Annotated in this window: 15 protein-coding genes; 8 read left to right on the plus strand and 7 right to left on the minus strand. The window is 65.7% G+C overall.

The window, feature by feature from the left end:
* Positions 1-37: 37 nt before the first annotated feature.
* Positions 38-1453, minus strand: a complete 1416-nt coding sequence (locus AC3FJ6_RS00605) for a 3-hydroxylaminophenol mutase (RefSeq protein WP_092594071.1) — start codon at positions 1451-1453, stop codon at positions 38-40.
* A 531-nt stretch (positions 1454-1984) separates the two neighbouring features.
* Between AC3FJ6_RS00605 and AC3FJ6_RS00610 the strand changes: the two genes are divergently transcribed.
* Positions 1985-2449: a rhodanese-like domain-containing protein gene (locus AC3FJ6_RS00610; protein WP_488770329.1), complete on the plus strand. Its 465-nt coding sequence runs from the start codon at positions 1985-1987 to the stop codon at positions 2447-2449.
* A gap of 107 nt (positions 2450-2556) precedes the next feature.
* Here the strand turns inward: AC3FJ6_RS00610 and AC3FJ6_RS00615 are convergent, their stop codons facing one another.
* The 6 genes from AC3FJ6_RS00615 to hrpA form a co-directional block, all read right to left on the minus strand.
* On the minus strand, positions 2557-3357 hold the full coding sequence (locus tag AC3FJ6_RS00615; protein ID WP_488770330.1) for a competence/damage-inducible protein A: 801 nt from the start codon (positions 3355-3357) through the stop codon (positions 2557-2559).
* 59 nt (positions 3358-3416) lie between these two features.
* Positions 3417-4292 (minus strand): EI24 domain-containing protein, encoded by an 876-nt coding sequence (locus AC3FJ6_RS00620; protein WP_488770331.1) that lies wholly within the window; start codon positions 4290-4292, stop codon positions 3417-3419.
* Between the two features lie 69 nt (positions 4293-4361).
* Complete coding sequence (locus AC3FJ6_RS00625; protein WP_400395232.1) at positions 4362-5357, minus strand: sterol desaturase family protein; 996 nt, start codon at positions 5355-5357, stop codon at positions 4362-4364.
* Entirely contained in the window at positions 5357-6217 is an 861-nt protein-coding gene (locus AC3FJ6_RS00630; protein ID WP_488770332.1) for a polysaccharide deacetylase family protein, read from the minus strand. The genes AC3FJ6_RS00625 and AC3FJ6_RS00630 overlap by 1 nt, the downstream gene beginning before the upstream one ends.
* A 27-nt stretch (positions 6218-6244) precedes the next feature.
* Positions 6245-7231, minus strand: a complete 987-nt coding sequence (locus AC3FJ6_RS00635; protein WP_400395226.1) for a YVTN family beta-propeller repeat protein — start codon at positions 7229-7231, stop codon at positions 6245-6247.
* Between the two features lie 152 nt (positions 7232-7383).
* Complete coding sequence (gene hrpA / locus AC3FJ6_RS00640; RefSeq protein ID WP_488770333.1) at positions 7384-11529, minus strand: ATP-dependent RNA helicase HrpA; 4146 nt, start codon at positions 11527-11529, stop codon at positions 7384-7386.
* A 104-nt stretch (positions 11530-11633) separates the two neighbouring features.
* Between hrpA and argA the strand changes: the two genes are divergently transcribed.
* The 7 genes from argA to narH all read left to right on the plus strand — a co-directional run bounded on the left by argA (position 11634) and on the right by narH (position 24608).
* On the plus strand, positions 11634-13013 hold the full coding sequence (argA, locus tag AC3FJ6_RS00645) for an amino-acid N-acetyltransferase (RefSeq protein WP_488770334.1): 1380 nt from the start codon (positions 11634-11636) through the stop codon (positions 13011-13013).
* Between the two features lie 109 nt (positions 13014-13122).
* Positions 13123-13398 (plus strand): oxidative damage protection protein, encoded by a 276-nt coding sequence (locus AC3FJ6_RS00650; protein WP_066733742.1) that lies wholly within the window; start codon positions 13123-13125, stop codon positions 13396-13398.
* A gap of 215 nt (positions 13399-13613) precedes the next feature.
* Positions 13614-16238, plus strand: a complete 2625-nt coding sequence (locus tag AC3FJ6_RS00655) for a hypothetical protein (protein WP_488770335.1) — start codon at positions 13614-13616, stop codon at positions 16236-16238.
* 290 nt (positions 16239-16528) lie between these two features.
* A complete protein-coding gene (locus AC3FJ6_RS00660) occupies positions 16529-17839 on the plus strand; it encodes an MFS transporter (protein ID WP_488770336.1) in 1311 nt (436 codons plus the stop codon).
* 34 nt (positions 17840-17873) lie between these two features.
* Entirely contained in the window at positions 17874-19259 is a 1386-nt protein-coding gene (locus AC3FJ6_RS00665; protein WP_488770337.1) for a NarK family nitrate/nitrite MFS transporter, read from the plus strand.
* A gap of 40 nt (positions 19260-19299) precedes the next feature.
* Positions 19300-23061, plus strand: coding sequence for a nitrate reductase subunit alpha (locus AC3FJ6_RS00670; protein WP_488770338.1), 3762 nt, complete (start codon positions 19300-19302; stop codon positions 23059-23061).
* On the plus strand, positions 23058-24608 hold the full coding sequence (gene narH / locus AC3FJ6_RS00675; protein WP_488770763.1) for a nitrate reductase subunit beta: 1551 nt from the start codon (positions 23058-23060) through the stop codon (positions 24606-24608). Before AC3FJ6_RS00670 ends, narH begins: the two co-directional genes overlap by 4 nt.
* Positions 24609-24623 lie beyond the last annotated feature (15 nt).

The following is a 24623-nucleotide window of genomic DNA, read 5'->3' on the forward strand; positions in this document are numbered from 1 at the left end:
TGTTGCCCGGTCACAACCTGGCAACCCACTTATCGCTTTACAGCGAGTAGTACATGTCGAACTCGATCGGGTGAGTCGTCATGCGGAAACGCGTGACTTCTTCCATCTTGAGTTCGATGTACGCATCGATCATCGAGTTCGAGAACACACCGCCGCGGGTCAGGAACTCACGGTCGTTGTCCAGGTACTCCAGCGACTGGTCGAGGCTCGAGCAGACGGTCGGGATCTTTGCGTCTTCTTCCGGCGGCAGGTCGTACAGGTTCTTGTCGGCAGCTTCGCCCGGGTGGATCTTGTTCATCACGCCGTCCAGGCCGGCCATCAGCAGTGCCGAGAAGCCCAGGTACGGGTTCATCAGCGGGTCCGGGAAACGCGTTTCGATACGGCGGCCCTTCGGGTTCGCCACGTACGGAATACGGATCGAGGCCGAACGGTTGCGGGCCGAATAGGCCAGCTTCACCGGGGCTTCGAAGCCCGGCACCAGGCGCTTGTACGAGTTCGTGCCCGGGTTGGTGATGGCGTTCAGGGCGCGGGCGTGCTTGATGATGCCGCCGATGTAGTACAGCGCGAACTCCGACAGGCCGGCGTAGCCGTTGCCTGCGAACAGGTTCTGGCCGTCCTTCCACACGGACTGGTGAACGTGCATGCCCGAACCGTTGTCGCCCACGACCGGCTTCGGCATGAACGTGGCGGTCTTGCCATAGGTGTGCGCAACGTTCTGGATCACGTACTTCTGCAGCTGCGTCCAGTCGGCGCGCTGCACCAGCGTGCTGAACTTGGTGCCGATTTCGTTCTGGCCCTGGCCCGCCACTTCGTGGTGGTGCACTTCGACCGGAATGCCCAGCGATTCCAGAATCAGGCACATTTCCGAACGCATGTCCTGGAACGTGTCGATCGGGGCAACCGGGAAGTAGCCGCCCTTCTTGCCCGGACGGTGACCGCTGTTGCCGTGCTCGAATTCCTTGCCCGACGACCACGGTGCTTCTTCCGACTGGATCTTCACCGAGCAGCCCTGCATGTCGATGTTCCAGGTCACGCCGTCGAAAATGAAGAACTCGGGTTCCGGACCGAAGAAGGCGGTGTCGCCCAGGCCGGTGCTCTTCAGGTAGGCCTCGGCGCGCTTGGCGATCGAGCGCGGGTCGCGGTCGTAGCCCTTGCCGTCCGACGGTTCAATCACGTCGCAGGTCAGGACCAGGGTCGGTTCTTCATAGAACGGGTCGATGTAGGCGGTACCCGAATCCGGCATCAGCAGCATGTCCGAGGCTTCGATACCCTTCCAGCCCGCGATGGACGAACCGTCAAAGGCGTGGCCGCTTTCGAACTTGTCCTCGTCGAAGTGCGACGTCGGCACCGACACGTGCTGTTCCTTGCCCTTGGTATCCGTGAAGCGGAAATCGACGAACTTGACGTCGTTTTCCTTCACGAGCTTCATCACATCTGCAACGCTCTGCGCCATGCCTATCTCCTGGAAATTCGAGGCTGTGTCTGAGAAAGCCATTGTTGGTGCGACCTCCGGACCTGCCGATCTGGCCGCCCCAAAAGGGACGAGGGATGTTAGCAGAAAGCGTGCCAACGCCTGGCCCCAGCGGGGCGCCAATCGCACAGACTTCCCGAAAAACGTGCATCTGCCTGTCAGGCCGCACCGCGACGGGGGATGCGGATTGCATGCAATCCCGGCTGCCGGCCTGAGCCTGCCTGGCTTTGCCGCCGCGGCTCGCCAGCCCCGACATCCATGACACACCATTATGGTGCATCATTCAAGTCATAGCACCGTGACAGTGCCAAACCGTGAGAAATGCACCAGTTTGGCACCAAAACGGCGCATCCGGTTTGCCACCATTTTTCGGGCCGCTCGCAACGGCCGGGCGCTAGAATAGCGCCGATTCGGGCTGGCTCCCAGCAAAGATTGGGCTTTCTTGCGATCGCCCCCCCAAGCCGTCCGAGCGCGCCAGTTTTGATCGCTTTCTTATTGACTTCGTCACACAGAATGACTACCCGAGACACCCTCCTCCAGGCCGCCCACGCACGTCGGCAACAGGGCCAGCTACCCTACTACGGCGCCCTCTCCCCGCAGGAAGCCTACGCGCTGCTGCAGGCCGACCCGAAGGCCGTACTGGTCGATGTACGCACCCAGGCCGAACTGGACTGGGTGGGCGGCGTGGCGCTGCCCGACGAACAGTTCGCGCATGTCGAATGGTCGACCTACCCGGGCGGCACCCAGAACCCCAATTTCGTGGCCGAACTGAAGGCGCGCGTGCCGCAGGACGCCCCGGTGCTGTTCCTGTGCCGCAGCGCGGCCCGCTCGAAGCATGCGGCGCGCGTGGCGACCGAGGCCGGCTACACGCTGGCCATGGATGTGCTGGAAGGCTTCGAGGGCCCGCGCGACGAGGAACACCACCGCAAGACCGTGGAAGGCTGGTGCTTCCGCGGCCTGCCGTGGCACGGCGCCTGAGTCCGGGCAACGCCGGCCAACGCCCCACGAGGCCCCACACGGCAAACAAAAAAGCGCATCACCACCGTGATGCGCTTTTTTTAGGCCAGTCGAGCTGACGCCCCGCCCTACTGCTCGACGATCTCGAATCCCATCGCGCGGACACCTTCGAGCAGCATCGCGTAGGCCGGCGGCACCAGGTCGGCTGGTCCCTTCACCCCCAGGTCGATATGCCGCCGCCCAAGGCGGTCGCCTCGGGTCACGTCGCCCACCGACGGCAGGCTGAACACGCGGATGCCCGGGAACGTGGCCTCCACCTGCTCCATCAGCGGCGTCAGCGTGGATTCCGGTGCCTCGAACACGTAGAACGCCCGCGACTGCTCGGCGTCCAGGTGGAACAGGTGCGTGTAGTAGTGGTCGAGCACCCACTCCATCATCGGCCAGGCCATCACCGGGAAGCCGGGCATGAAGTGGTGATCGGCCACCGAGAAGCCCGGAATCCGGTTGTAGCTGTTCGGGATGATGCGCGCGCCCACCGGAAATTCGCCCATCTTGAACCGATGCTGGTTCTCGGGCGCATTCAGGTCGGCCTTGACCGGATCGCCGTTGGCGGTCTCCGCGATGCGCAGCGCGATCTGCTCGCGCGCCTCCGGGTGCAGTGCCAGGTCCACGCCCAGTGCCGCCGCCGCGCACTGGCGCGTATGGTCGTCCGGTGTGGCGCCGATGCCGCCCGTGCAGAACACGACATCGGGACCTGCGAACGTCCGCCGCAACGTGGCGGTAATGCGCCCGCGTTCGTCGCCCACGTACTCGGCCCAGTCCAGCGCCAGTCCGCGCTCGCCGAGCAGTTCGATGGCGCAGCGCATGTGCTTGTCCTCGCGCCGTCCGGAAAGGATCTCGTCGCCGATGACAATCAAACCGAAACCCATGATGCCCCTCTTGGTTGAAGACTCAGGATGGAAAGCTCACGCTGCCGTGGCGTCTGCCATCACGACTGCCCGATCTGGCGCACGTCGGACGGCGCCAGGTCGATCACGTCGCCCGGCGTCGGTGGCGGCGGTGCCGCAGCGGCCCGTTCGGCACGCAGGTCCGCCAGCGCGCGCAGGCAGAAGTGGCCGAACCACAGCGCCGAGAAAATGAAGATCAGCACGTACAGCCAGAGCGTGCCCGCCAGCACGACCGGAAACAGAAAGATGATGACAGCCGACCATACCCACAGCAAGGTGGGGGCGGAGCCCAGCAGGCCCACCACCACGCCGATCGTCAGCAGCGGAATGCGGTGGCGCTTCATCAGCGTCTTGCGCTCCTCGGCCGTGGCGTGCTCGGACAACGCGTCGTACGTCATGACGCGGTAGGTCAGCCAGCCCCACAGCACCGGCGGGATCAGCGCAAAAAACGGCGGAATCAGCCACAGCGGCAGCGTGACCAGCACCAGCAGCAGGAAGACCACCGTATTGCCCAGCGCCTGGAACACGCTGCCGGCAATGCTGCCGCCGTGGGCCTTCTGCAGGTCCGGATAGGCGCGCTCCAGGTGCTTCACCACGGCAGGCACCGAGAACAGGCTGATGAAGATCAGCATCGACGCAATGACCAGCGGAATCGCCAGCGTCAGCACGAACAGCGGCGCCACCACGGTGCGCAACGACTGCAGGCCGAGCCAGTCCAGCATGGAGTAGATCCAGCTCGTGAAGACCGAACCTTCCAGCAGCGCGCGGGCGGTGCCCATGATCGGGTCCCAGCCCCACCAGATCAGGCCGCCCCACAGGGCCGTGGCCAGGACAAACGGGATGACGGTCAGCATCAGCATGCGCGGATGCAGCTGGCTGACCACGGCGCGCCCAAACGCGCGAAGGATATCGTTCATGCAGCGATCTGCGAAAAAGAGTGTTCAGGAAAGCCACCAGAGCCTAGCACAGCCCAGGGGGCCTTCCCATCACCCCAGACGCAAAAGCCGCTTGATGCCCAGCCATTGCTGGGACAGGAAGCCGCCACCATAGTTGCGCCCGCGCCCCGTGGGCGGCGGCAGTTGATCGCGGATGCCGGTGGGATAGTAGACGTCGGTGAAGACGGCGGTGCGGAACAGCATGTCCCACCACGGGAAGATCACGCCGTAATTGCAGCCGCCCAGCCGCACCGGCCGGCCATCGCCGCCGGCGCGCTCGTGGCCCAGCCCGACCGCATGATGCGTGCGATGAAAGCGCGGCGAGATCAGCAGCCGCTCGCCCAGCCAGCCGAAGTGCAGCTTCAGGTTGGCGTGCTGCAGGCTCTGCAGCAGTTGCGACAGCGCCACCAGCAGCACGTACTGCGACGGCTCCACGCCGACGGCCAGCGCGGCCGTGGCGAACACGGCGTCGCGCAGGATGTCGTCGAGCAGGTGGTTGCGGTTGTCGCTCCACAGCGTCATCTGCTGCTGGCTGTGATGCACCGCGTGCAGGCTCCACCACCACCGGTAGGTGTGCGATAGCCGGTGATACCAGTAGTCGAGCAGGTCGAACAGCAGCAGGTAGACGAAGAAGCTGACCAGCGGCACCGACGTCACGCCCGGCCACCAGTCTTCCACGTTGATGCGCTGCCAGCCCAGCAGGCGCAGTTGACCTTCCAGGCCGTCCATCAGCGGCGCCAGCAGGAAGAACATGGCCAGCCGGAACAGCCCCAGGCGGTGGATCACCGTATAGAACATGTCGGTCCGGATGGCGCGCCGGTCGGTCACGGCCTCCACCGGACGCAGCTTTTCGAGCGGCCCCAGGATCAGCACCATGACGGCGATCTGCACCACGCCCACCAGCAGCCATTCGGTGCCGGTAAAGGCGTCCTCCGCATAGCCGCCAAAACCGAGGTTGTAGACCACGGGCAGGATCACGTCCTGGAAGACCGTGGCCTCGATCTGGCCGACCCAGAGATTGAGCCAGTTAGTGAAGGCGTCCCACATTACCGTTTCGACCCGGAAATTGGTTGCGCGCCGGCTTCCACCGCGCCGTGCTGCGCGATCCAGTTCTTGTATAGCGGATGTTCGCGCAAGGTGGCAAAGCAGAATCCCTTTTGCTCCAGCCCCGTCAGCAGTGGATCGAGGACGGCCGGCGCCCACGGGTCCTTGCGCGACCAGATGCCCAGGTGGGCCATCGTAATATCGCCATCGCGCAGGTCACGCAGTGCCTTGTCCAGCAGCGCCTGGTTCGGAAATGTCTCCGACGACAGCTCGTCGCCCAGGAAGCCGGCCGGCGCCCAGCCCACATGCCGGAAGCCGCACTGCTCGGCCCACGCCAGCGTCTGCGGCGCGGTGCGGCCGCCCGGGGCGCGCCACAGCGGCACCATCGGCTGGCCCGTCATCGACTGGAACGCCTGCGCACTGCGGCGCAGTTCGGTACAGAACGACGCCTCGTCCATGACCACATCGCGGCCGCCCTGCGCGCCGAACTGCGGACGCATGGTGACCTTGCCGCCCTTGACGCTGCGCAGGTACACATGGTCGTACGTATGGGTGCCGAAGGCGTGGCCGTCAGCGGCCAGCGATTTCCAGTACGGCGCCCACGCCGGGTCCAGCGAATTGTCCTTGTTGATGGTCGGTTCGCTGGCCAGGAAGAAGGTGGCGCGAATATGGTGGCGGCGCAGCGTGCGGGCAATCAGCTCGGCCTGGCTCATGCTGCCGGTGTCGAAGGTCAGGTACAGCGTGCCGGCGCGGCACGCGCCAGCCTCCTGTCCAACCGCCCCGGCGGCCAGCGCCACGCCGGCCACCGAAGCCGCCACCGGTGCCAGCACCAGCGCGGCAATGCGCGAAATCATCCGGCGCATGTTGTCCTCAGACTTGTCAGGTCAATATCAATACAGCGGCGCGCGGGTCTTGAAATAGATGCCGTGCGGCGACTTGCCCACGCGAATCGTCTTCACCATCTTGCGGCTGGCCACGTCGATCAGGCCCACCGAGCGCGCCCAGCGGAACGTCACCCACAGCGTCTTGCCGTCGGCGGTCAGTTCCATGTCGTCCGGGCCGGGCAGCAGGCCCGTGATATCGCCCACCTTCGACAGCGTCTGCTGGTCGATGATGCTGATCGATCCCTGCACGCGGTTGGTCAGGAACAGATGGCGCTTGTCGCCCACGGCGCGGAAGTTGTGCGCGCCCTTGCCGGTCTGGATCTGCTTGACCACGGTGCGCGTGCGCCAGTCGATCACGGCCACGTAGTCGGCACCGGTCATGCCCACCAGCAGGTACTTCTGGTCAGGCGTGACCCATACGCCGGCCGGCGCCGAGCCCGCCTCCATGACCCACATCACGTTGAGCGTGGTCAGGTCGATGGCGGCAATCTGGTTGGAATCCTGCAGCGTGATGAAGGCGATCTTGCTGTCGGCGGTGAAGGCGATATGGCTGGGCGTCTTGGCCAGCGGGAACTGTTTGGCGATCTTGAGCTGATGGCCGTCCCAGCGGTAGACGTCCACGCGATCCAGCCGGTTGCCGGTGGCGATGAACCACTTCTGGTCCGGCGAGAAGCCCACCTGGTACGGATCGTCGATGCCCGGCACGCGCTGCTGCACCTTGCCGGTGACCGGGTCCAGGAAGACCAGGTCGTTGCCGACCGCGTTGGCCACGATCAGCGATTTCTCGTCGGGCGTGGCGATCAGGTGGTGCGGCTCCTTGCCGATCGGGAACGTTTCCAGAACCTTCTGGGTGTCCTTGTCGATCAACGTGACGCTGGCGTCACCGGAATTCAGGATCGTCACCACCTCTGCCCGGGCGGACGCGGAGACCATTGCCAAAGCCAGGGCGCCTATCGACAACACCCCCGCCACAACACGACGCAATGCAAGCATAAGACCGCCATTTCTACACGAATCGCGCATTCTAACGTTTCGTCTGACGGTTGCGATGACGAGTACAACGGATTCTTAAGCGTAACTTACATTTGGATACATGTGAGCGGCACTTTCCATCGCGAACGCCCGCTGCGCCTCGGTTTTCCCGGTCATCGCTGGATCGACTCCCAGACCTTCTGCAGCCGCTTGACCGAGATGGGCTGTGGCGTGCGCAGTTCCTGGGCAAACAGCGCCACGCGCAGTTCTTCCAGCATCCATCGGAATTCGTCCAGCCGCACGTCGGCGGCACCCCTGCCCTGGCTGCGCAACTGCTTTTCGGCGCGCTGCCATTGCTGGACCAGCGGCGCCATATCCTGGATGCGCTGGCTGTCGCGGCCCGGGTCGCCCTTGACCTTGTCCACCCGCATCGCCATGCCCTTCAAATAGCGCGGATAGTGGACCAGCTGCGTGTATGGCGTATCGATCACAAACGACTTATTCATCAACCGGCCGAGCTGGGCTTCCAGGTCCTGGTAGGCCGAACCGAACGGCTTGGCCTGCAACAGCTTGCGCGGCAGCGATGCATATTCGGCCAGGATGGTGCCGACCAGCCGCGCGATTTCCTGCGCCAGCAGCGACAATCGCGCCCGGCCTTCGTCCTTGCGGGCATTGAACTCGGCCTCGTTGCGCGGCAGCGGCGCCTGCAGGCAGGCGCGCTCCAGCGCCATCAGCACGATCTGGTTGCGCAATTCCTCCTGCGTGCCCAGCGTCATGTACTGCATGGCCATCTGCTGCAGGTTCGGAATGTTCTTTTCGATGAACTTGACCTGTTCGCGCAACTGCAGCGCGAACAACCGCCGCAGGCCCGCGTGGTGGATGCGCGCCGCCTCCTGGGGATCGTCGAACACCTCCACGTCACAGTGGTCGCCACGGTCCACCAGCGCCGGGTAGCCGAACAGCGTCTGGTTGCCCTTGCGGATTTCCAGCAGTTCGGGCAATTCGCCAAACGACCATGAGGTCAGGTTCTCGTACTGCCCCGCCTCGACGGCCGGCACATCGCGCGCGGCGATGTTCTGGAACGACTGCTGCGCCTGCCCGCCCAGTTCGGCGCGCAGTTGGGCCAGGTTGCGGCCCATATCCAGCTGGCGACCGTGCTCGTCGATCACCTTGAAGTTCATCGTGTGGTGCGCCGGCAGCGTTTCCAGCTTGAAGTCGGCGCGCCGGATCATCGTCCCGGTCTGCTCGCGCACGTCTGCGATCAGCACGTCGAGCAGGTCGCCCTCGCCGAACGGCTGGCGGTCGACAAACCCGGCCGCGTAATCGGGCAGCGGCACGCAATGGCGGCGCAGCTTCTGCGGCAGCGACTTCAGCAGCAGATGCACCTTTTCCTTGATCATGCCCGGCACCAGCCATTCGGCGCGCTCGGGCCTGACCTGGTTCAGCGCGTACAGCGGCACGGTCAGCGTCACGCCGTCGCGGTGGCTGCCGGGCTCGAAGTGGTACGACAAGCCCATGTCGATGCCGGCGACCGGCAGGATCTTCGGGAACAGGTCGGTGGTGATGCCGGCCGCCTCGTGCCGCATCAGTTCGTCGCGGTTCAGGTACAGCAGCTTGCGGTCCCTGGCCGATTCGGCCTGGTACCACTTCTCGAAGGCCACCTGGTTGTGGATGTCCGTCGGAATGGCCTTGTCGTAGAACGCGTAGATCAGCGCATCGTCCACCAGCACGTCCTGCCGGCGCGACTTGTGCTCCAGGTTCTCGATCTCGCGCACCAGCCGCTGGTTATGGGCGAAAAACGGCAGCCGGGTGTCAAACTCGCCTTCCACCAGCGCGCTGCGGATAAACAGCTCGCGCGCCTCCGCGGGGTTCATCGGGCCGAAATCCACCCGCCGATGCTGGTAGACCGGCAGCCCGTACAGCGTGCCGCGTTCCAGCGCCAGCACCTGGCCGGCCTTTTTCTCCCAGTGCGGCTCGCTCCAGCTCACCTTGAGCAGGTGCTTGCCCACCTGTTCGACCCATTCGGGCTCCACGCGGGCCAGCGTGCGGCCATATAGCCGGCTGGTTTCGACCAGCTCGGCGGCGATGATCCAGCGGCCCACCTTGCGCGCGATCAGCGATCCCGGCCACAGGTGGAACTTGATGCCGCGCGCGCCCAGGTACTCGCGGCCCTTGCCGTCGGCCTCGTCGAGCTTCAGGCCCACGTTGCCCAGCAAGCCCGTCAGCAGCGCCTTGTGCAGCTGCTCGAAGGTCGGCTCGGACTCGTTCAGGCGCCAGCCCTGCTCGCTGACCGTGGTGTGCAGCTGCGAATGCACATCGCGCCATTCGCGCAGGCGCACGTGCGACAGGAAGTTGCTGCGGCACTGGTCCTGAAGCTGGCGGTTGGTCTTCTTGTGCGCGACGGCTTCCTCGAACCACTTCCACAGCTTGACCCATCCCAGGAACTCGGACTTTTCGTCCATGAACTTGCGATGCGCCTGGTCGGCCGCTTCCTGAGCTTCCTGCGGCCGTTCGCGCGGGTCCTGCACCGACAGCGCGCTGGCGATGATCAGCACTTCCTTCAGGCAGTGGTGGTCGCGGGCGGCCAGGATCATGCGGGCCACGCGCGGATCGAGTGGCAGTTTCGCCAGTTGGCGGCCGGTGCCGGTCAGCTGGTTGCCTTCGTCGAGCGCACCGAGTTCCTGCAGCAGCTGGTAGCCGTCGGCCACGGCGCGGCCCAGCGGCGGCTCGATGAACGGAAAGGCCTCGATATCGGTCAGGCGCAGCGCCTTCATGCGCAGGATGACCGCCGCCAGCGACGAGCGCAGGATTTCCGGGTCGGTAAAGCGCGGCCGGCCCACGAAGTCGCTTTCCTCGTACAGCCGGATGCAGACGCCGTCGGCCACCCGACCGCAACGGCCGGCCCGCTGGTTGGCGGCCGCCTGCGAGATCGACTCGATCTGCAGCTGTTCCACCTTGTTGCGGTACGAATAGCGTTTCACGCGCGCCAGGCCCGTATCCACCACGTAGCGGATGCCGGGCACCGTGAGCGACGTTTCCGCCACGTTGGTGGCCAGCACGATGCGCCGGGCGTTCGACGGCCGGAACACGCGCTCCTGCTCCTGCACGGACAGCCGCGCAAACAGCGGCAGGATCTCGGTATGCGGCGGATGATGCTTGCGCAGCGCCTCGGCGGCCTCGCGGATCTCGCGCTCGCCGGGCAGGAAGACCAGCACGTCTCCCGGGCCCAGCCGGCACAGTTCGTCCACGGCATCGACGATACCGTCGTAGAGGTCGCGTTCCTTCGCCTTTTCCGTGCGCGGCGCGGCCGCCTGACCCGGTGCCGGCTTGTCTTCCTGGATCGGGCGGTAACGGATTTCCACCGGATACAGGCGGCCGCTGACCTCGATCACGGGCGCCGGCTTGCCATCGCGCGCGAAATGCTCGGCAAATCGCTTCGCATCGATGGTGGCCGACGTGATGATCACCTTCAGGTCCGGCCGCCTGGGCAGGATCTGGCGCAGGTACCCGATCAGGAAGTCGATATTGAGGCTGCGCTCGTGCGCCTCGTCGATGATGATCGTGTCGTAGGCGCGCAGCAGCGGGTCGTTCTGCGTCTCGGCCAGCAGGATGCCGTCGGTCATCAGCTTGACCGACGCACCCGCCGACATGGTGTCGTTGAAGCGCACCTGGTAGCCCACGTGCTCCCCCACCGGCGTGCCCAGTTCCTGCGCGATGCGCTTGGCCGTGGACGTGGCGGCAATCCGCCGCGGCTGCGTGTGGCCGATCAGGCCGCCGCCGGGCTTGCCCTCGCGGGCCGGCCCACGCCCGACCGACAGCGCGATCTTGGGCAGCTGCGTGGTCTTGCCCGAGCCGGTTTCGCCGGAAACGATCACCACCTGGTTGGCCAGCAGCGCCTGCGCGATCTCGTCGCGGCGCGCCGACACCGGCAGGGCCTCCGGGAACGTGATCTCGGGCAGCGGATTGGCCAGCCGCACCGGCTGGGGCGGGCGCGGCGGACGCTGGCCGCCTTCCGCGCGAGGCGGACGCTGGCCGCCTTCCGGGCGGGCAGCCTGCTGCCCGGCCTCGGGGCGCGCCGGTCGCGGGGTGCCGCCCTGGCGCGGCGGACGGGGCTGACGCGGCTGCGGCGGATGCTGCGCCGGCTTCTGCGACTGTTGTGGCGGCTGTTGTGGCCGCTGTTGTGGCGGCCGTTGCTGCGCCTGTTTCGGGGGGCGAGCACCACCGCCCGCGTCGCGCGGAGCGGGGTTCTGGCTGGCCTGGGCGGAGGTAGCCTCGGCGGGGTTGGCCGGGGCAGGCTTGGCGGGGCGTTGTGCTGACATTGGCCGGGATTATAATCCGCCGCATGAACGCCAGAACCGACTCCCCGCAGCAGGACCCAGATCCTGCCGACCCGCCCTCGCCCGCCGATCCGTCGACTGTCCCGATGACCACTGCCGAGCCCGCCACGCCCATCCCGTCAGCGTCGGCCGGCGCCGATCTGGCCGAGGCCAGCGGCCCCGACCAGCAGCAGTTCGTCGACTGGCTGCGCGCCGTCGCCCCGTACATCCACACGTTCCGCGGCAAGACCTTCGTGATCGCCTTCAGCGGCGAACTGGTCAAGGCCGGCGTGCTCAACGCACTGGTCAACGACGTGGCGCTGCTGCACGCCATGGGCATGCACGTGGTGCTGGTCTTTGGCTCGCGCCCCCAGGTGGAAGAGCAGTTGGGCCTGCGCAACGTGCAGTCGCAGTTTGCCGATGGCGTGCGGATCACCGACAACGCCGCGCTCGAATGCGCCAAGGAAGCGGCCGGCGAACTGCGTCTGGACATCGAGGCGGCCTTCAGCCAGGGCCTGCCCAATACCCCGATGGCCGGCGCCCAGCTGTCGGTGGTGTCGGGAAACTTCATCACGGCGCGGCCGGTCGGCATCGTCAACGGCGTGGATTACCAGCACACGGGGCTGGTGCGCAAGATCGACGATGAGTCTATGCGCATGTCGCTGTCGCACGGCAAGATCGTGCTGCTGTCGCCACTGGGCTTCTCGCCGACAGGCCAGGCGTTCAACCTGTCAATGGAAGACGTGGCCAGCGCCACGGCCAGCGCGCTCAAGGCCGACAAGCTGATCTTCATCACCGAGGTGCCGGGCGTGCCCGACGCCGTGGGCAAGCTGATGAAGGAAATGTCGCTGCGCACCGCCGTGGAGCGGCTGCAGAACAACCACCTGCCGCCCGACGTGGCGTACTACCTCGAGCATCTGGTCAAGGCGCTCAAGGGTGGCGTGCCCCGCGCCCACCTGATCCCGTTCGACATGGACGGCTCGGTGCTGCTGGAGTTGTTCCTGCACGATGGCGTGGGCACGATGGTGTCCGATACCGACCTGGAAAGCCTGCGCGAAGCCACCCTCGACGACGTGGGCGGCATCCTGCAGCTGATCGCGCCGCTGGAGGCCGACGGCACGCTGGTGCCGCGCGGGCGTCACCTGATCGAGCGCGACATCGACAAGTTCTCGGTGATCGAGCACGACAACGTGCTGTTCGGCTGTGCCGCGCTGTATGCGTTCCCGCGCGAGAACATGGGCGAGATGGCCTGCCTGACCGTATCGGCCGAGGCCCAGGGCACCGGCGACGGCGAGCGCCTGCTCAAGCGCATCGAACGCCGCGCCCGCTCGCTGGGCCTGGACCGCCTGTTCGTGCTCACCACGCGCACCGAGCACTGGTTCCTCAAGCGCGGTTTCGTGCACGCCACCGTGGATGACCTGCCGGAAGACAAGCGCAAGCTCTACAACTGGCAGCGCAAGTCGATGGTGCTGATGAAGAAGCTGTAACCCCGCAACGTCCGCAAAGACAACAGCCGCCGCAGGGGCATGGGCCACCGGCCCCGCCCCGCCGGCGCGGCTTGGCTACAATAGCGGCCACACGAAAAAGGAGTCCCTCATGGCCCGCATGGTCCATTGCGTCAAACTGAACAAGGAAGCCGAAGGCCTCGACTTCCCGCCGCTGCCGGGCGATCTCGGCAAGAAGATCTGGCAGAGCGTATCGAAGGAAGCCTGGGCTGGCTGGCTCAAGCACCAGACCATGCTGATCAACGAGAACCGCCTGAACATGGCCGACGTCCGCGCGCGCCAGTACCTGCTCAAGCAGACCGAGAAGTATTTCTTCGGCGAAGGCGCCGACCAGGCCGCCGGCTACGTGCCGCCGCCTTCGGCGTAACCGCACGGGGCCCGCGCACACCGGGCCCGCCCGCCGCCCCTCCTGCCTCTCCCTGACCGTCAGCACCAGGGAATCCACTGCCGCACGCCGCGCCGGACCCCTCGGGGCCGGACGTGCCGTGCGGCAAATCCATTCTCAGGCCAGTACCTTGCCTCCTATCCTGCGCTGACGCCTGCGCATGGTGCGCAGCGTTCACAGGCAGGGAGGCAACAGTCATGGCAATCCTTTTCGACATCAAGGTGGAAAGCGGGGCATCGCAGTGGTATGGCGTGATCAACATCGCAAACATCCGCCATGCCGATGGTTCGTCAGTCGGCATCGATCATTTCCTTGGCCTGGCGTTCAAGTCCCCGGCCGCGGTGCAACCCACGGACTTCAATGTCCAGCTCTGGCGCTGGCAGGCCACGACGGCCCACACCGAAAACGCCCGGATCGACAGCACGACCTGGGGCGTCGAGGCCACGCTCGACTTCGAGACGCCCCACACATTCGCCGCCCAGGACACGATCAAGATCGGCATCAACGGCGACCTGACCGGCCCCAATGCAGCGGCCTACCTGTCGTCCTTCGCCCTGGAAGCCGACGCGATCCCCGATACCCGCGGTACGGTACGGGTCCAGGCGGACTCCCCGCCCGACGCCGCGCTTTACTCGGCGGCACAAACCATCACGTTCACCCAGGGCTCGCAGACGCACGTCGAAACGGTGGCAGCCGGCGCCACCACGCCGGTGGCGCTGCCCGCCGGCACCTACGCGGTCAGCGTCGACGCGCTGTCCAATGCCGCCTACACGGTGGTGGCCGACGCCGTCGCGCACCCCACCACGGTCACCGTCACCCCCGGCAGCACCGCCGCAGTGGTCGTCAGCTATTCGGATGCGCGGTATTACGGCCGCCTCAATGTGGCGATCGAGCGCATCCAGCCACTGCTGGACGAAGAACTCGACATCAGCGTGGTGGTGCGCAACACGGGCGACCTGCTGGTGGAATTCCTGCTGCCGCCGGGTGGCATCATGCCGCTCGGCGGGCTGCCGCGCGCGGGTGTCGTCGATATCAGCGTGGCGCCCTATCCGCTGAACAACGTCCGCTACACCTTTCCCGCCAAGTTTCGCGACCTTGACGCCAACGTCCAGAACGTGCTGTTCTCTTCCGCGGAAATGCATGCCACGGCCGTCGATACCACGGGCTTTGTCAAGCTGCCGGTCGAGATCGTCTCCGACGTCGGCGTCAGCGTGCCGCTCGAAGTGCGGCTGGTGGCCGCCAACATGACCTATCGGCAGGATATCCCGGTCGAGGCGGGCGCCCACTCGTACGAGCTGGCCGTGCCCGTGCAGCCCCAGACCTATACCGTGGAGGTAGCGGACTTCCTGATCGACGGCCAGGTCTATCACGTACAGGCGCCCGATACCCTGCGCGTGGCGCAGAACGGCGTGTCGCGGCTTACGATCGAGGTGGCCCGCGGCGCGAACCTGAACGTGCGCGGGTTCCCCGACTTCCTGAGTTTCGGGGGCTGCGCCGACCTGACACCGGGCAACGCCGCCGACTTCGTGGCGGCCCGCGCATCGTCGGTGTTCAAGTACGCGGGGTTCGATGGCGCCGGCGATGCCAATACCTACCTGAGCGCCGACAACCAGACCACCGCCACCGTGCTGCTGGCGCGCGATATCGAGCGGCAGATCGGCGGCGGCCACCAGGTGCTGCCGGTGCTGGTTTCCTATACCTGCAACCTGTCGCTGGGCGACACGCCGACGCAGCTGGCAAACAAGCAGGGGCTGGCCCACAGCCTGGCCAACCTGATCCTGTCGCTGAACCTGGCGAAGGAACATACCGATGCCAGCCATCCGGTGCCCGCGGGCTATGTCATCAATCCGGACTTCCTCGGGGCCTGCCAGCAAGGCGGATTCGGTCCGGCGTACGCCATGCCGGTCCGCGAGCCGTTGCGGATGGCGCTCGATCACTGGAACGTCCAGGCCACGATCCCGCAGGACATCGAGGAAAACATCCGCGGCTATATCGCCGCCGTGAACTGGTTGATCCGCACCGTGGCGCCCGCCATCACCTTCGGCTGGCAGGTCAACCTGTGGGGTGTCGGGGCATCGGAATGGATTTACGCATCCGGCGACGAGCCAGTCCAGAATGCCCGGGCCACGGCCGAGTTCATCCGGGCCATGCGCGTCCACGAGGGCCCGAACGCGCCGGACTTCCTGGCCGTGGACCGCTATGAAGCCGACGATTTCACCATCCGCAGCTATGCCAATGGCTATTGCTACTGGACCCACGAGTGGGAGCGCTTCTTCGACTTCTGCGCCGAGCTGAGCCGTGACCTCAAGGTTCCGATCATGCCCTGGCAGATTCCGGCCAGCCATGCGCCGCTGGTGTCGGACACCGTCAACGAAGACTTCGACACGCAGAACTGGGGGACGGGCGGCACCTACATCTTTGGCGATCCGGCGATTGGGTCGGACTATCACAACATCCATCCCCGGATCGTCGCGCTGAAATTCCCGGCCGCGTTCCACTGGGCCATGGGCGCCACCGCCGAAGACATGTTCAAGCGATCGGAGCCATTCGATGTGAGCGGGCCGGCCTACGCCGACTTTCCGTATCGCGGCATCTTCACGCTGCTGCTCGGCGGCGGCGCCACGACAGGCATCATCTCCAGCGTGGGTGACGACACGTCGTTCGTGCGCGACAAGCTCAACGCCTATATGAATGCGCCGATTCCGTTCTCGGAAAACCCGTACGGAGGAGAACGCCAGCCCGCCAACGCGGTACGCAGGCCGCGCCGCCGCCGCGCGGCACGCTGGTGCGGCGGCCGCGGCGCCGCCAGGCTCGTGCGCTAGGCGTCCCAGGCCATGGCAGGGCGGGGGCCCGTCACCCGTTTTGCCTGATGCATCCGATTTGATCTAAATCATGAACCTGTCGCAGCGAGCCTGGTTGCCGCCACGCCGGCCATTGGCGCCAGGCCCGCTGTAACCGCTGCCCCACGCGGCTTTCCGGCGGGCCTATGCCGAAAGAACTAGTACGCTCGGCATAGCCCCGCCCGCTTCCGGCTGTACGGCCGGCGAATGTTCCGCGCAGACCCGCAGGCCTACTCTGGCATCACTCCTCAAAGTGACTCCGGAACCCGGCCATGCCCACCGCACCCCACTCTTCCCAAGCCTCGCAAGCCGTACCGCCCGGCGCCTGGACCACGCTCTGGTCCAGCACCTTCGCGTTCACCATCTGCTTTGCCGTCTGGATGATGTTCGCGGTGCTCGGCATCCCGCTCAAGAACGAACTCGGCCTCAACGACACGGAATTCGGCCTGCTGGCCGCCACCCCGGTGCTCAGTGGCTCGCTGATCCGCGTACCGCTGGGCATCTGGACCGACCGCTACGGCGGCCGCGTGGTGTTCTTCGTCCTGATGCTGCTGACGGTAATCCCGATCTGGCTGATTTCCTATGTCTACACGCTGTGGCAGCTGCTGGTGCTGGGGCTGTTCGTCGGGCTGGCCGGCGGCTCGTTCTCGGTGGGCACGCCGTATGTGGCCCGCTGGTTCCCGCGCTCGCGCCAGGGGCTGGCGATGGGCATCTTCGGGGCCGGCAACTCGGGCGCCGCGCTGACCAAGTTCGTGGCCCCGGCGTTGATCCTGGCTGCCGGCACCTGGGAAATCGTGCCCAAGGTCTACTCGGTGGCGATGCTGGTCACGGCCATCGTATTTTTCCTGTTTTCGCGCAGCAACCCGGCCCACCGTTCCACATCGGCCACGAGCTTTCGCGCCCAGCTGGCCGTAATGCGCGACCCGCGCGTGTGGCGCTACTCGCAGTACTACTCGGTGGTGTTCGGGGGCTACGTGGGCCTGTCGCTGTGGATGACCAAGTACTACATCGGCGAATACGGCTTTGACATCAAGACCGCCGCCTTCCTGGCCGCCTGCTTCTCGCTGCCCGGCGGCGTGCTGCGCGCGATCGGCGGCTGGATCTCTGACCGCTACGGCGCCCACCGCACCACGTGGTGGGTGATGTGGGTCAGCTGGGTGGGCTTCTTCCTGCTGAGCTACCCGAAGACCGACTTCGTGATCCACACGGTCACTGGCCCGCAGAGCTTCCAGATCGCCCTGACGCCTACGCTGTTCACGATCCTGATGTTCGTGGTCGGCATCGCCTTCGCCATCGGCAAGGCGTCGGTCTTCAAGTTCATCTCTAACGACTTCACGCACAACATCGGCGCGGTGTCGGGCGTGGTGGGCCTGGCCGGCGGCCTGGGCGGCTTCATCCTGCCGATCCTGTTCGGCGCGCTGGCCGACCTGACCGGCATCCGCAGCAGCTGCTTCATGCTGATGTACGGCACGGTCTGCGTGAGCCTGGTCTGGATGCACTACAGCCACCGCGCGGAGCAGCGGCGTGCGCGGCCCCAGCCCGAGGCGTCCGCCGCGCTGGACCCGTCCACGCAGACCGCCTGATCCGCGATTTCCCAACTTTCCTGTCTCGCACACCATGACCAGTACCGTACTGACCCGCTGGGAGCCCGAGAACGCCACGTTCTGGCGCGACCGGGGCGAACGCATCGCCTACCGCAACCTCTGGATCTCGATTCCCGCCCTGATGCTGGCCTTCGTGATCTGGATGCTATGGAGCGTGGTGGCCGTCAACCTTGACCGCGCCGGCTTTCAGTTCACCAAGAACCAGCTGTTCTGGCTGACCGCGCTGCCCGCCCTGTCCGGCGCCACGCTGCGCATCTTCTATTCGTTCCTGGTGCCGGTGTTCGGCGGCCGCCGCTTCACGGCGATCTCCACCGCGCTGCTGCTGATTCCGGCGCTGGGCATGGGCTTTGCGCTGCGCGACCCTTCGACCAGCTACCCCACGCTGCTGGTGCTGGCCCTGCTGTGCGGGCTGGGCGGTGCCAACTTCAGTTCGTCGATGGCCAATATCAGCTTCTTCTTCCCGAAGGCGAAGAAGGGGCTGGCCACCGGGCTCAATGCCGGCATCGGCAACCTCGGCGTGTCCGTGGTGCAGTTCGTCACGCCGCTGGTGGTGTCGGTGGCCGTGTTCGGCGCGTTCGGCGGCGAACCGCAGGGCTACCAGGCCGGCGGCGCCACGCAAAGCCTCTGGCTGCAGAACGCGGGCTTTATCTGGGTGCCGTTCATCGTGGCGGCATCGCTGGCCGCGTGGTTCGGCATGAACGACATTGCCGATGCGCGCGCGTCGTTCGCGGAACAGGCGGTGATCTTCCAGCGCAAGCACAACTGGCTGATGTGCTGGCTCTATATCGGCACGTTCGGCTCGTTCATCGGCTTCTCGGCCGGACTGGCGCTGCTGACCAAATCACAGTTTCCGGGCATCAACCCCACGGCCTATGCCTTCCTGGGCCCGCTGGTCGGCGCCCTGACCCGCCCCGTTGGGGGCTGGATCTCCGACAAGCTTGGCGGTGCGCGGGTCACGCTCTGGACCTTCATCGGCATGATCGCGGCCGTCTGCGCCGTGCTGTCCGCCCTGCCCCATGACGGACAGGCGGGCAACTTCCAGGCCTTCCTGGCCGCTTTCATCGTGCTGTTCGCCCTGACCGGCATCGGCAACGGCTCCACGTTCCGCATGATCCCTGTGATCTTCCTGACCGAGCGTCAGCGCGACGCCGCCGGCAAGGGCGACGCCGCGCAGAAGCAGGCCCAGCAGGACGCCGGCAAGGAATCGGCCGCCGTGCTGGGCTTCTCGGGCGCGATCGGTGCCTATGGCGGTTTCTTTATTCCGAAGAGCTTCGGCACGTCGCTGGAACTGACGGGCTCGCCCGATGCCGCGCTCTACGGCTTCATCGCCTTCTATCTGAGTTGTGTACTGGTGACCTGGTGGTACTACGCACGCCGGAACGCCCCCATGCCCTGCTGAGGCGGCATCACCCACAAAAAGCAAGCGGAGAACATAAGAAATGTCTCATTTTCTGGATCGACTGAAGTTCCTGTCGCGTGTGAAGTCCACGTACGCGGACGGACATGGTGCGGTGGTCAACGAAGACCGCACGTGGGAAAACAGCTACCGCAGCCGTTGGCAGCACGACAAGATCGTGCGATCGACGCACGGCGTGAACTGCACGGGGTCGTGTTCGTGGAAGGTGTACGTCAAGAACGGGCTGATCACCTGGGAAACCCAGCAGACCGACTATCCGCGCACCCGTCCCGACCTGCCCAACCACGAACCGCGTGGCTGCCCGCGCGGCGCGTCGTACAGCTGGTACGTCTATTCGGCGCAGCGCGTGAAGTATCCGATGATCCGCGGCCGCCTGATGGAGATGTGGCGCGAGGCGCGCAAGACCATGGACCCGATCGCCGCGTGGGCATCGATCAGCCAGGACCCCGAGAAGGCCGCGCGCTACAAGAGCGTGCGCGGCCAGGGCGGCTTTGTGCGGGCGGACTGGGATACGGCCACCGAGATGATCGCCGCCGCCAACGCCTTCACGGTCAAGCAGTACGGCCCGGATCGGGTCATCGGATTTTCGCCAATTCCGGCCATGTCGATGGTCTCGTACGCGGCCGGGGCGCGTTACCTCAGCCTGCTCGGCGGGGCCTGCCTGTCGTTCTATGACTGGTACTGCGACCTGCCGCCCGCCAGCCCACAAATCTGGGGTGAGCAGACCGACGTGCCCGAATCGGCCGACTGGTACAACAGCACCTACCTGATGGTCTGGGGCTCGAACGTGCCGCAGACGCGTACCCCTGACGCGCACTTCTATACCGAAGTCCGCTACAAGGGCACCAAGACCGTCGCCGTGTCATCGGATTTCGGCGAAATGGTGAAGTTCGGCGATATCTGGCTGGCCCCGAAGCAAGGCACCGATGCCGCGCTGGCGATGGCCATGGGCCACGTGGTGCTCAAGGAATTCCACGCCACCGGCAAGTCATCGTATTTCCGCGATTACGTGAAGCAGTACACCGACATGCCGATGCTGGTGCTGCTGCGCGACCAGGACGGCACGCTGGTGCCCGACCACTTCCTGCGCGCCTCCCATCTGGACGGCAACCTGGACCAGTCCAATCATCCGGAATGGAAGACGCTGGTGATCGATCAGGCCAGCGGCGGGATCGTTGCGCCCAACGGCTCGATTGGCTTCCGCTGGGGCGAGGCCGCCCATGACGACGGCGCCAGGGTGGGACGCTGGAACCTGGAAATGAAGGATGGCGGCAGCGGCCGGGACATCGACCCGCGCCTGTCGCTGATCGGTGTCGAGGACGAAGTGGCCGAGGTGGGCTTCCCCTACTTTGGCGGCGAGCACGACGCGCTGCTGCGCCGTCGCGTGCCGGTGCGCCGGCTGACGCTGGCCGATGGCACCGTGGCGCGTGTGGCCACCGTCTACGACCTGCAGCTGGCCAACTACGGCGTCGACCAGGGCCTGGGCGGCCCCAACGTGGCCGCGTCGTTCGACGACGACGTGCCCTACACGCCGGCCTGGCAGGAAAAGCACACCACCGTGCCGCGCCACCTCGTGATCCAGGTGGCACGCGAGTTCGCGGACAACGCCGATCGCACACATGGCAAGAGCATGGTGATCGTCGGCGCGGCGCTGAACCATTGGTACCACAACGACATGATCTACCGCGGCATCATCAACCTGCTGATGATGTGCGGTTGCGTGGGCCAGAGCGGTGGCGGCTGGGCCCATTACGTCGGCCAGGAAAAGCTGCGCCCGCAATTCGGCTGGGCGCCGCTGGCCTTCGGCTCCGACTGGTCGCGCCCGCCGCGCCAGATGAACGGCACATCGTTCTTCTACAACCACACGAGCCAGTGGCGCCACGAGAAGCTTGGCGTGGACGAGATCCTGGCGCCGACCGCCGATCACAGGCGGTACGACAACCTGTCGCTGCTGGACCTGAACGCCAAGTCCGAGCGCATGGGCTGGCTGCCGTCGGCGCCGCAGCTAGGCCGAAACCCGCTGGATGTGGTGGCCGACGCCCGCGCAGCCGGCAAGGACCCGGTCGCCCACACCGTCGAACAGCTCAAGTCCGGTGCGCTGCAGTTTGCCTGCGACGATCCCGACAACCCGGCCAACTTCCCGCGCAACATGTTCGTATGGCGGTCGAATATCCTGGGCAGCTCGGGCAAGGGCCACGAGTACTTTCTCAAGTACCTGCTCGGCACGCAGAACGCGGTGTTCGGCGACGAGAACGACGCGATCAAGCCGAGCGAGGTCACGGTGCGCCCGGCCGCGGAGGGCAAGCTCGACCTGCTGACCGTGCTCGACTTCCGCATGAGCACCACCTGCCTGTACGGCGACATCGTGCTGCCCACGGCCACCTGGTACGAAAAGGACGACCTGAACACGTCGGACATGCACCCGTTCATCCACCCGCTGTCCGAAGCCGTGCAGCCGCTGTGGGAAAGCAAGACCGACTGGGAAATCTACAAGGCCATCGCGAAAAAGTTCAGCGAGATTGCCGGCCCGTACCTGGGCACGCGCGAGGATCTGGTGTGCACGCCGCTGCTGCACGACACCCCGGGCGAACTGGGCCAGCCGTTCGAGCCGAAGGACTGGAAGCATGGCGAATGCGACCTGATCCCGGGCAAGACCGCCCCGTCGATGACGGTGGTCGAACGCAACTACGCCGACATCTACAAGAAATTCACGTCGGTCGGGCCGCTGCTGGACAAGCTGGGCAACGGCGGCAAGGGCATCAACTGGGACACGAAGCATGAGGTCCACGAGATCGGCCACCTGAGCAAGACCGTGACCGAGCCGGGCATCAGCCACGGCCGTCCGAGGCTGGAAACAGCCATCGACGCCGCCGAGATGATCCTGACCTTTGCCCCGGAAACCAACGGCCACGTGGCCGTGAAGGCCTGGGACGCGCTGTCGAAGATCACCGGGCGCGACCATACGCACCTGGCCGCGGGCCGCGAGCACGACAAGATCCGCTTCCGCGACGTGCAGGCCCAACCGCGCAAGATCATTTCGGCCCCGACGTGGTCGGGCCTGGAATCGGAGGAAGTCAGCTACAACGCCGGCTACACCAATGTCCACGAACTGATTCCATGGCGCACGCTGACCGGCCGCCAGCAGTTTTACCAGGACCACCGCTGGATGCTGGACTTCGGCGAAGGCGCATGCGTCTACAAGCCGGCCATCGACACCAAGACGGTGAGCCCGATGCTGGGCCGCAAGCCGAACGGCAATCCGGAACTGGTGCTGAACTGGATCACGCCGCACCAGAAGTGGGGCATCCACTCCACCTACTCGGACAACCTGCGCATGCTCACGCTGTCGCGCGGCGGCCCGCACGTCTGGATCTCGGAAGCCGAGGCCAAGGCCAACGGCATCCGCGACAACGACTGGGTGGAAGTGTTCAACGTCAACGGCACGCTGACCGCCCGGGTGGTGGTGTCGCAGCGGGTGCCCCAGGGCATGTGCCTGATGTATCACGCACAGGAAAAAATCGTCAATGTGCCAGGTGCGGAAACCAGCGGCATGCGCGGCGGCATCCATAACTCGGTCACGCGCGCGGTGACCAAACCCACGCACATGATCGGCGGCTACGCGCAGCTGGCCTATGGCTTCAACTACTACGGCACGGTTGGCAGCAATCGTGACGAATTCGTGATCCTTCGCAAGATGAACAAGGTGGACTGGCTGGAAGGTCCGCGCAAGGAAGCACCCTCCCCCCAAAACAAGGCAGAAAAGACTGAAGGAGCATGGCAATGAAGATCCGCGCGCAAGTGGCCATGGTGCTGAACCTCGACAAGTGCATCGGCTGCCATACCTGCTCCGTGACCTGCAAGAACGTCTGGACCAGCCGCGAAGGCGTTGAATACGCCTGGTTCAACAACGTCGAGACCAAGCCCGGCATCGGCTTCCCCAAGGAGTGGGAGAACCAGGACAAGTGGAACGGCGGCTGGAAGCGCAATGCCGACGGCAGCCTGACCCCGCGCCAGGGTGGCAAGGGCAAGATCCTGTCGAACATGTTCGCCAACCCGAACCTGCCGCAGATCGACGAATACTACGAGCCGTTCACGTACGACTACGAACACCTGCAGAAGGCCCCGCTGGTGGAGACCCCGCCGACGGCGCGCCCCGTCTCGGCCATTACCGGCCAGAGGATGGAGAAGATCGAATGGGGCCCGAACTGGGAGGACGACCTGGGCGGCGAATTCGACTCGCGCAGCCGCGACAAGCTGTTCGACGAGATCCAGAAGGACATGTACTCGACCTTCGAGAACACGTTCATGATGTACCTGCCGCGCCTGTGCGAACACTGCCTGAACCCGACCTGCGTGGCATCGTGCCCCTCGGGGTCGGTCTACAAGCGCGAGGAAGACGGCATCGTGCTGGTGGACCAGGACAAGTGCCGCGGCTGGCGCATGTGCATCTCCGGCTGCCCCTACAAGAAGATCTATTTCAACTGGCAGAGCGGCAAGGCCGAGAAATGCGTGTTCTGCTATCCGCGCATCGAGGCCGGCCAGCCAACGGTCTGCTCGGAGACCTGCGTGGGCCGCATCCGCTATCTGGGCGTGATGCTGTACGACGCCGACCGCATCGAACAGGCCGCCTCGGTGGCCGATGAGCGGGACCTGTACCAGTCGCAGCTCGACATCTTCCTGGACCCGAACGACCCGGCCGTGCAGGCCGAGGCGCTGCGCCAGGGCATTGCGCAGCGCTGGATCGACGCCGCGCGCAAGTCGCCGGTCTACAAGATGGCCGTCGAATGGAAGGTGGCCTTCCCGCTGCACCCGGAATACCGCACGCTGCCGATGGTCTGGTACATCCCGCCGCTGTCCCCGATCCAGTCGGCCGCCGAAGCCGGCTTCATGGGCATGAACGGCGTGATCCCCGACGTCAAGAGCCTGCGCATCCCGGTGAAGTACCTGGCCAACCTGCTGACCGCCGGCGATGTCATCCCGGTGCTTGGCGCGCTCGAAAAGATGCTGGCCATGCGCGCCTACAAGCGCGGCCAGCACGTGGATGGCATCGAGGACATGGCCGTGCTCGAACAGGTGGGCCTGACGCCTGCGCAGGTTGAGGACATGTACCAGACCATGGCCATCGCCAACTACGAGGACCGCTTCGTGGTGCCGTCGTCGCACAAGGAAATGTCCGAGGACAGCTTCGACGAGAAAGGCAGCTGCGGCTTCAGCTTCGGCAACGGCTGCTCGGGCGGCACATCGGACGGCACGCTGTTCGGCCGCAAGAAGCCGCAGCCCGAAGTGGCCTATGCCGACCTGCCGCGCTCGCGCAAGGCGCAGGCCACCTGAACGATTCCGGAGAAC

It is taken from the genome of Cupriavidus sp. 94F1 (assembly GCF_057798875.1).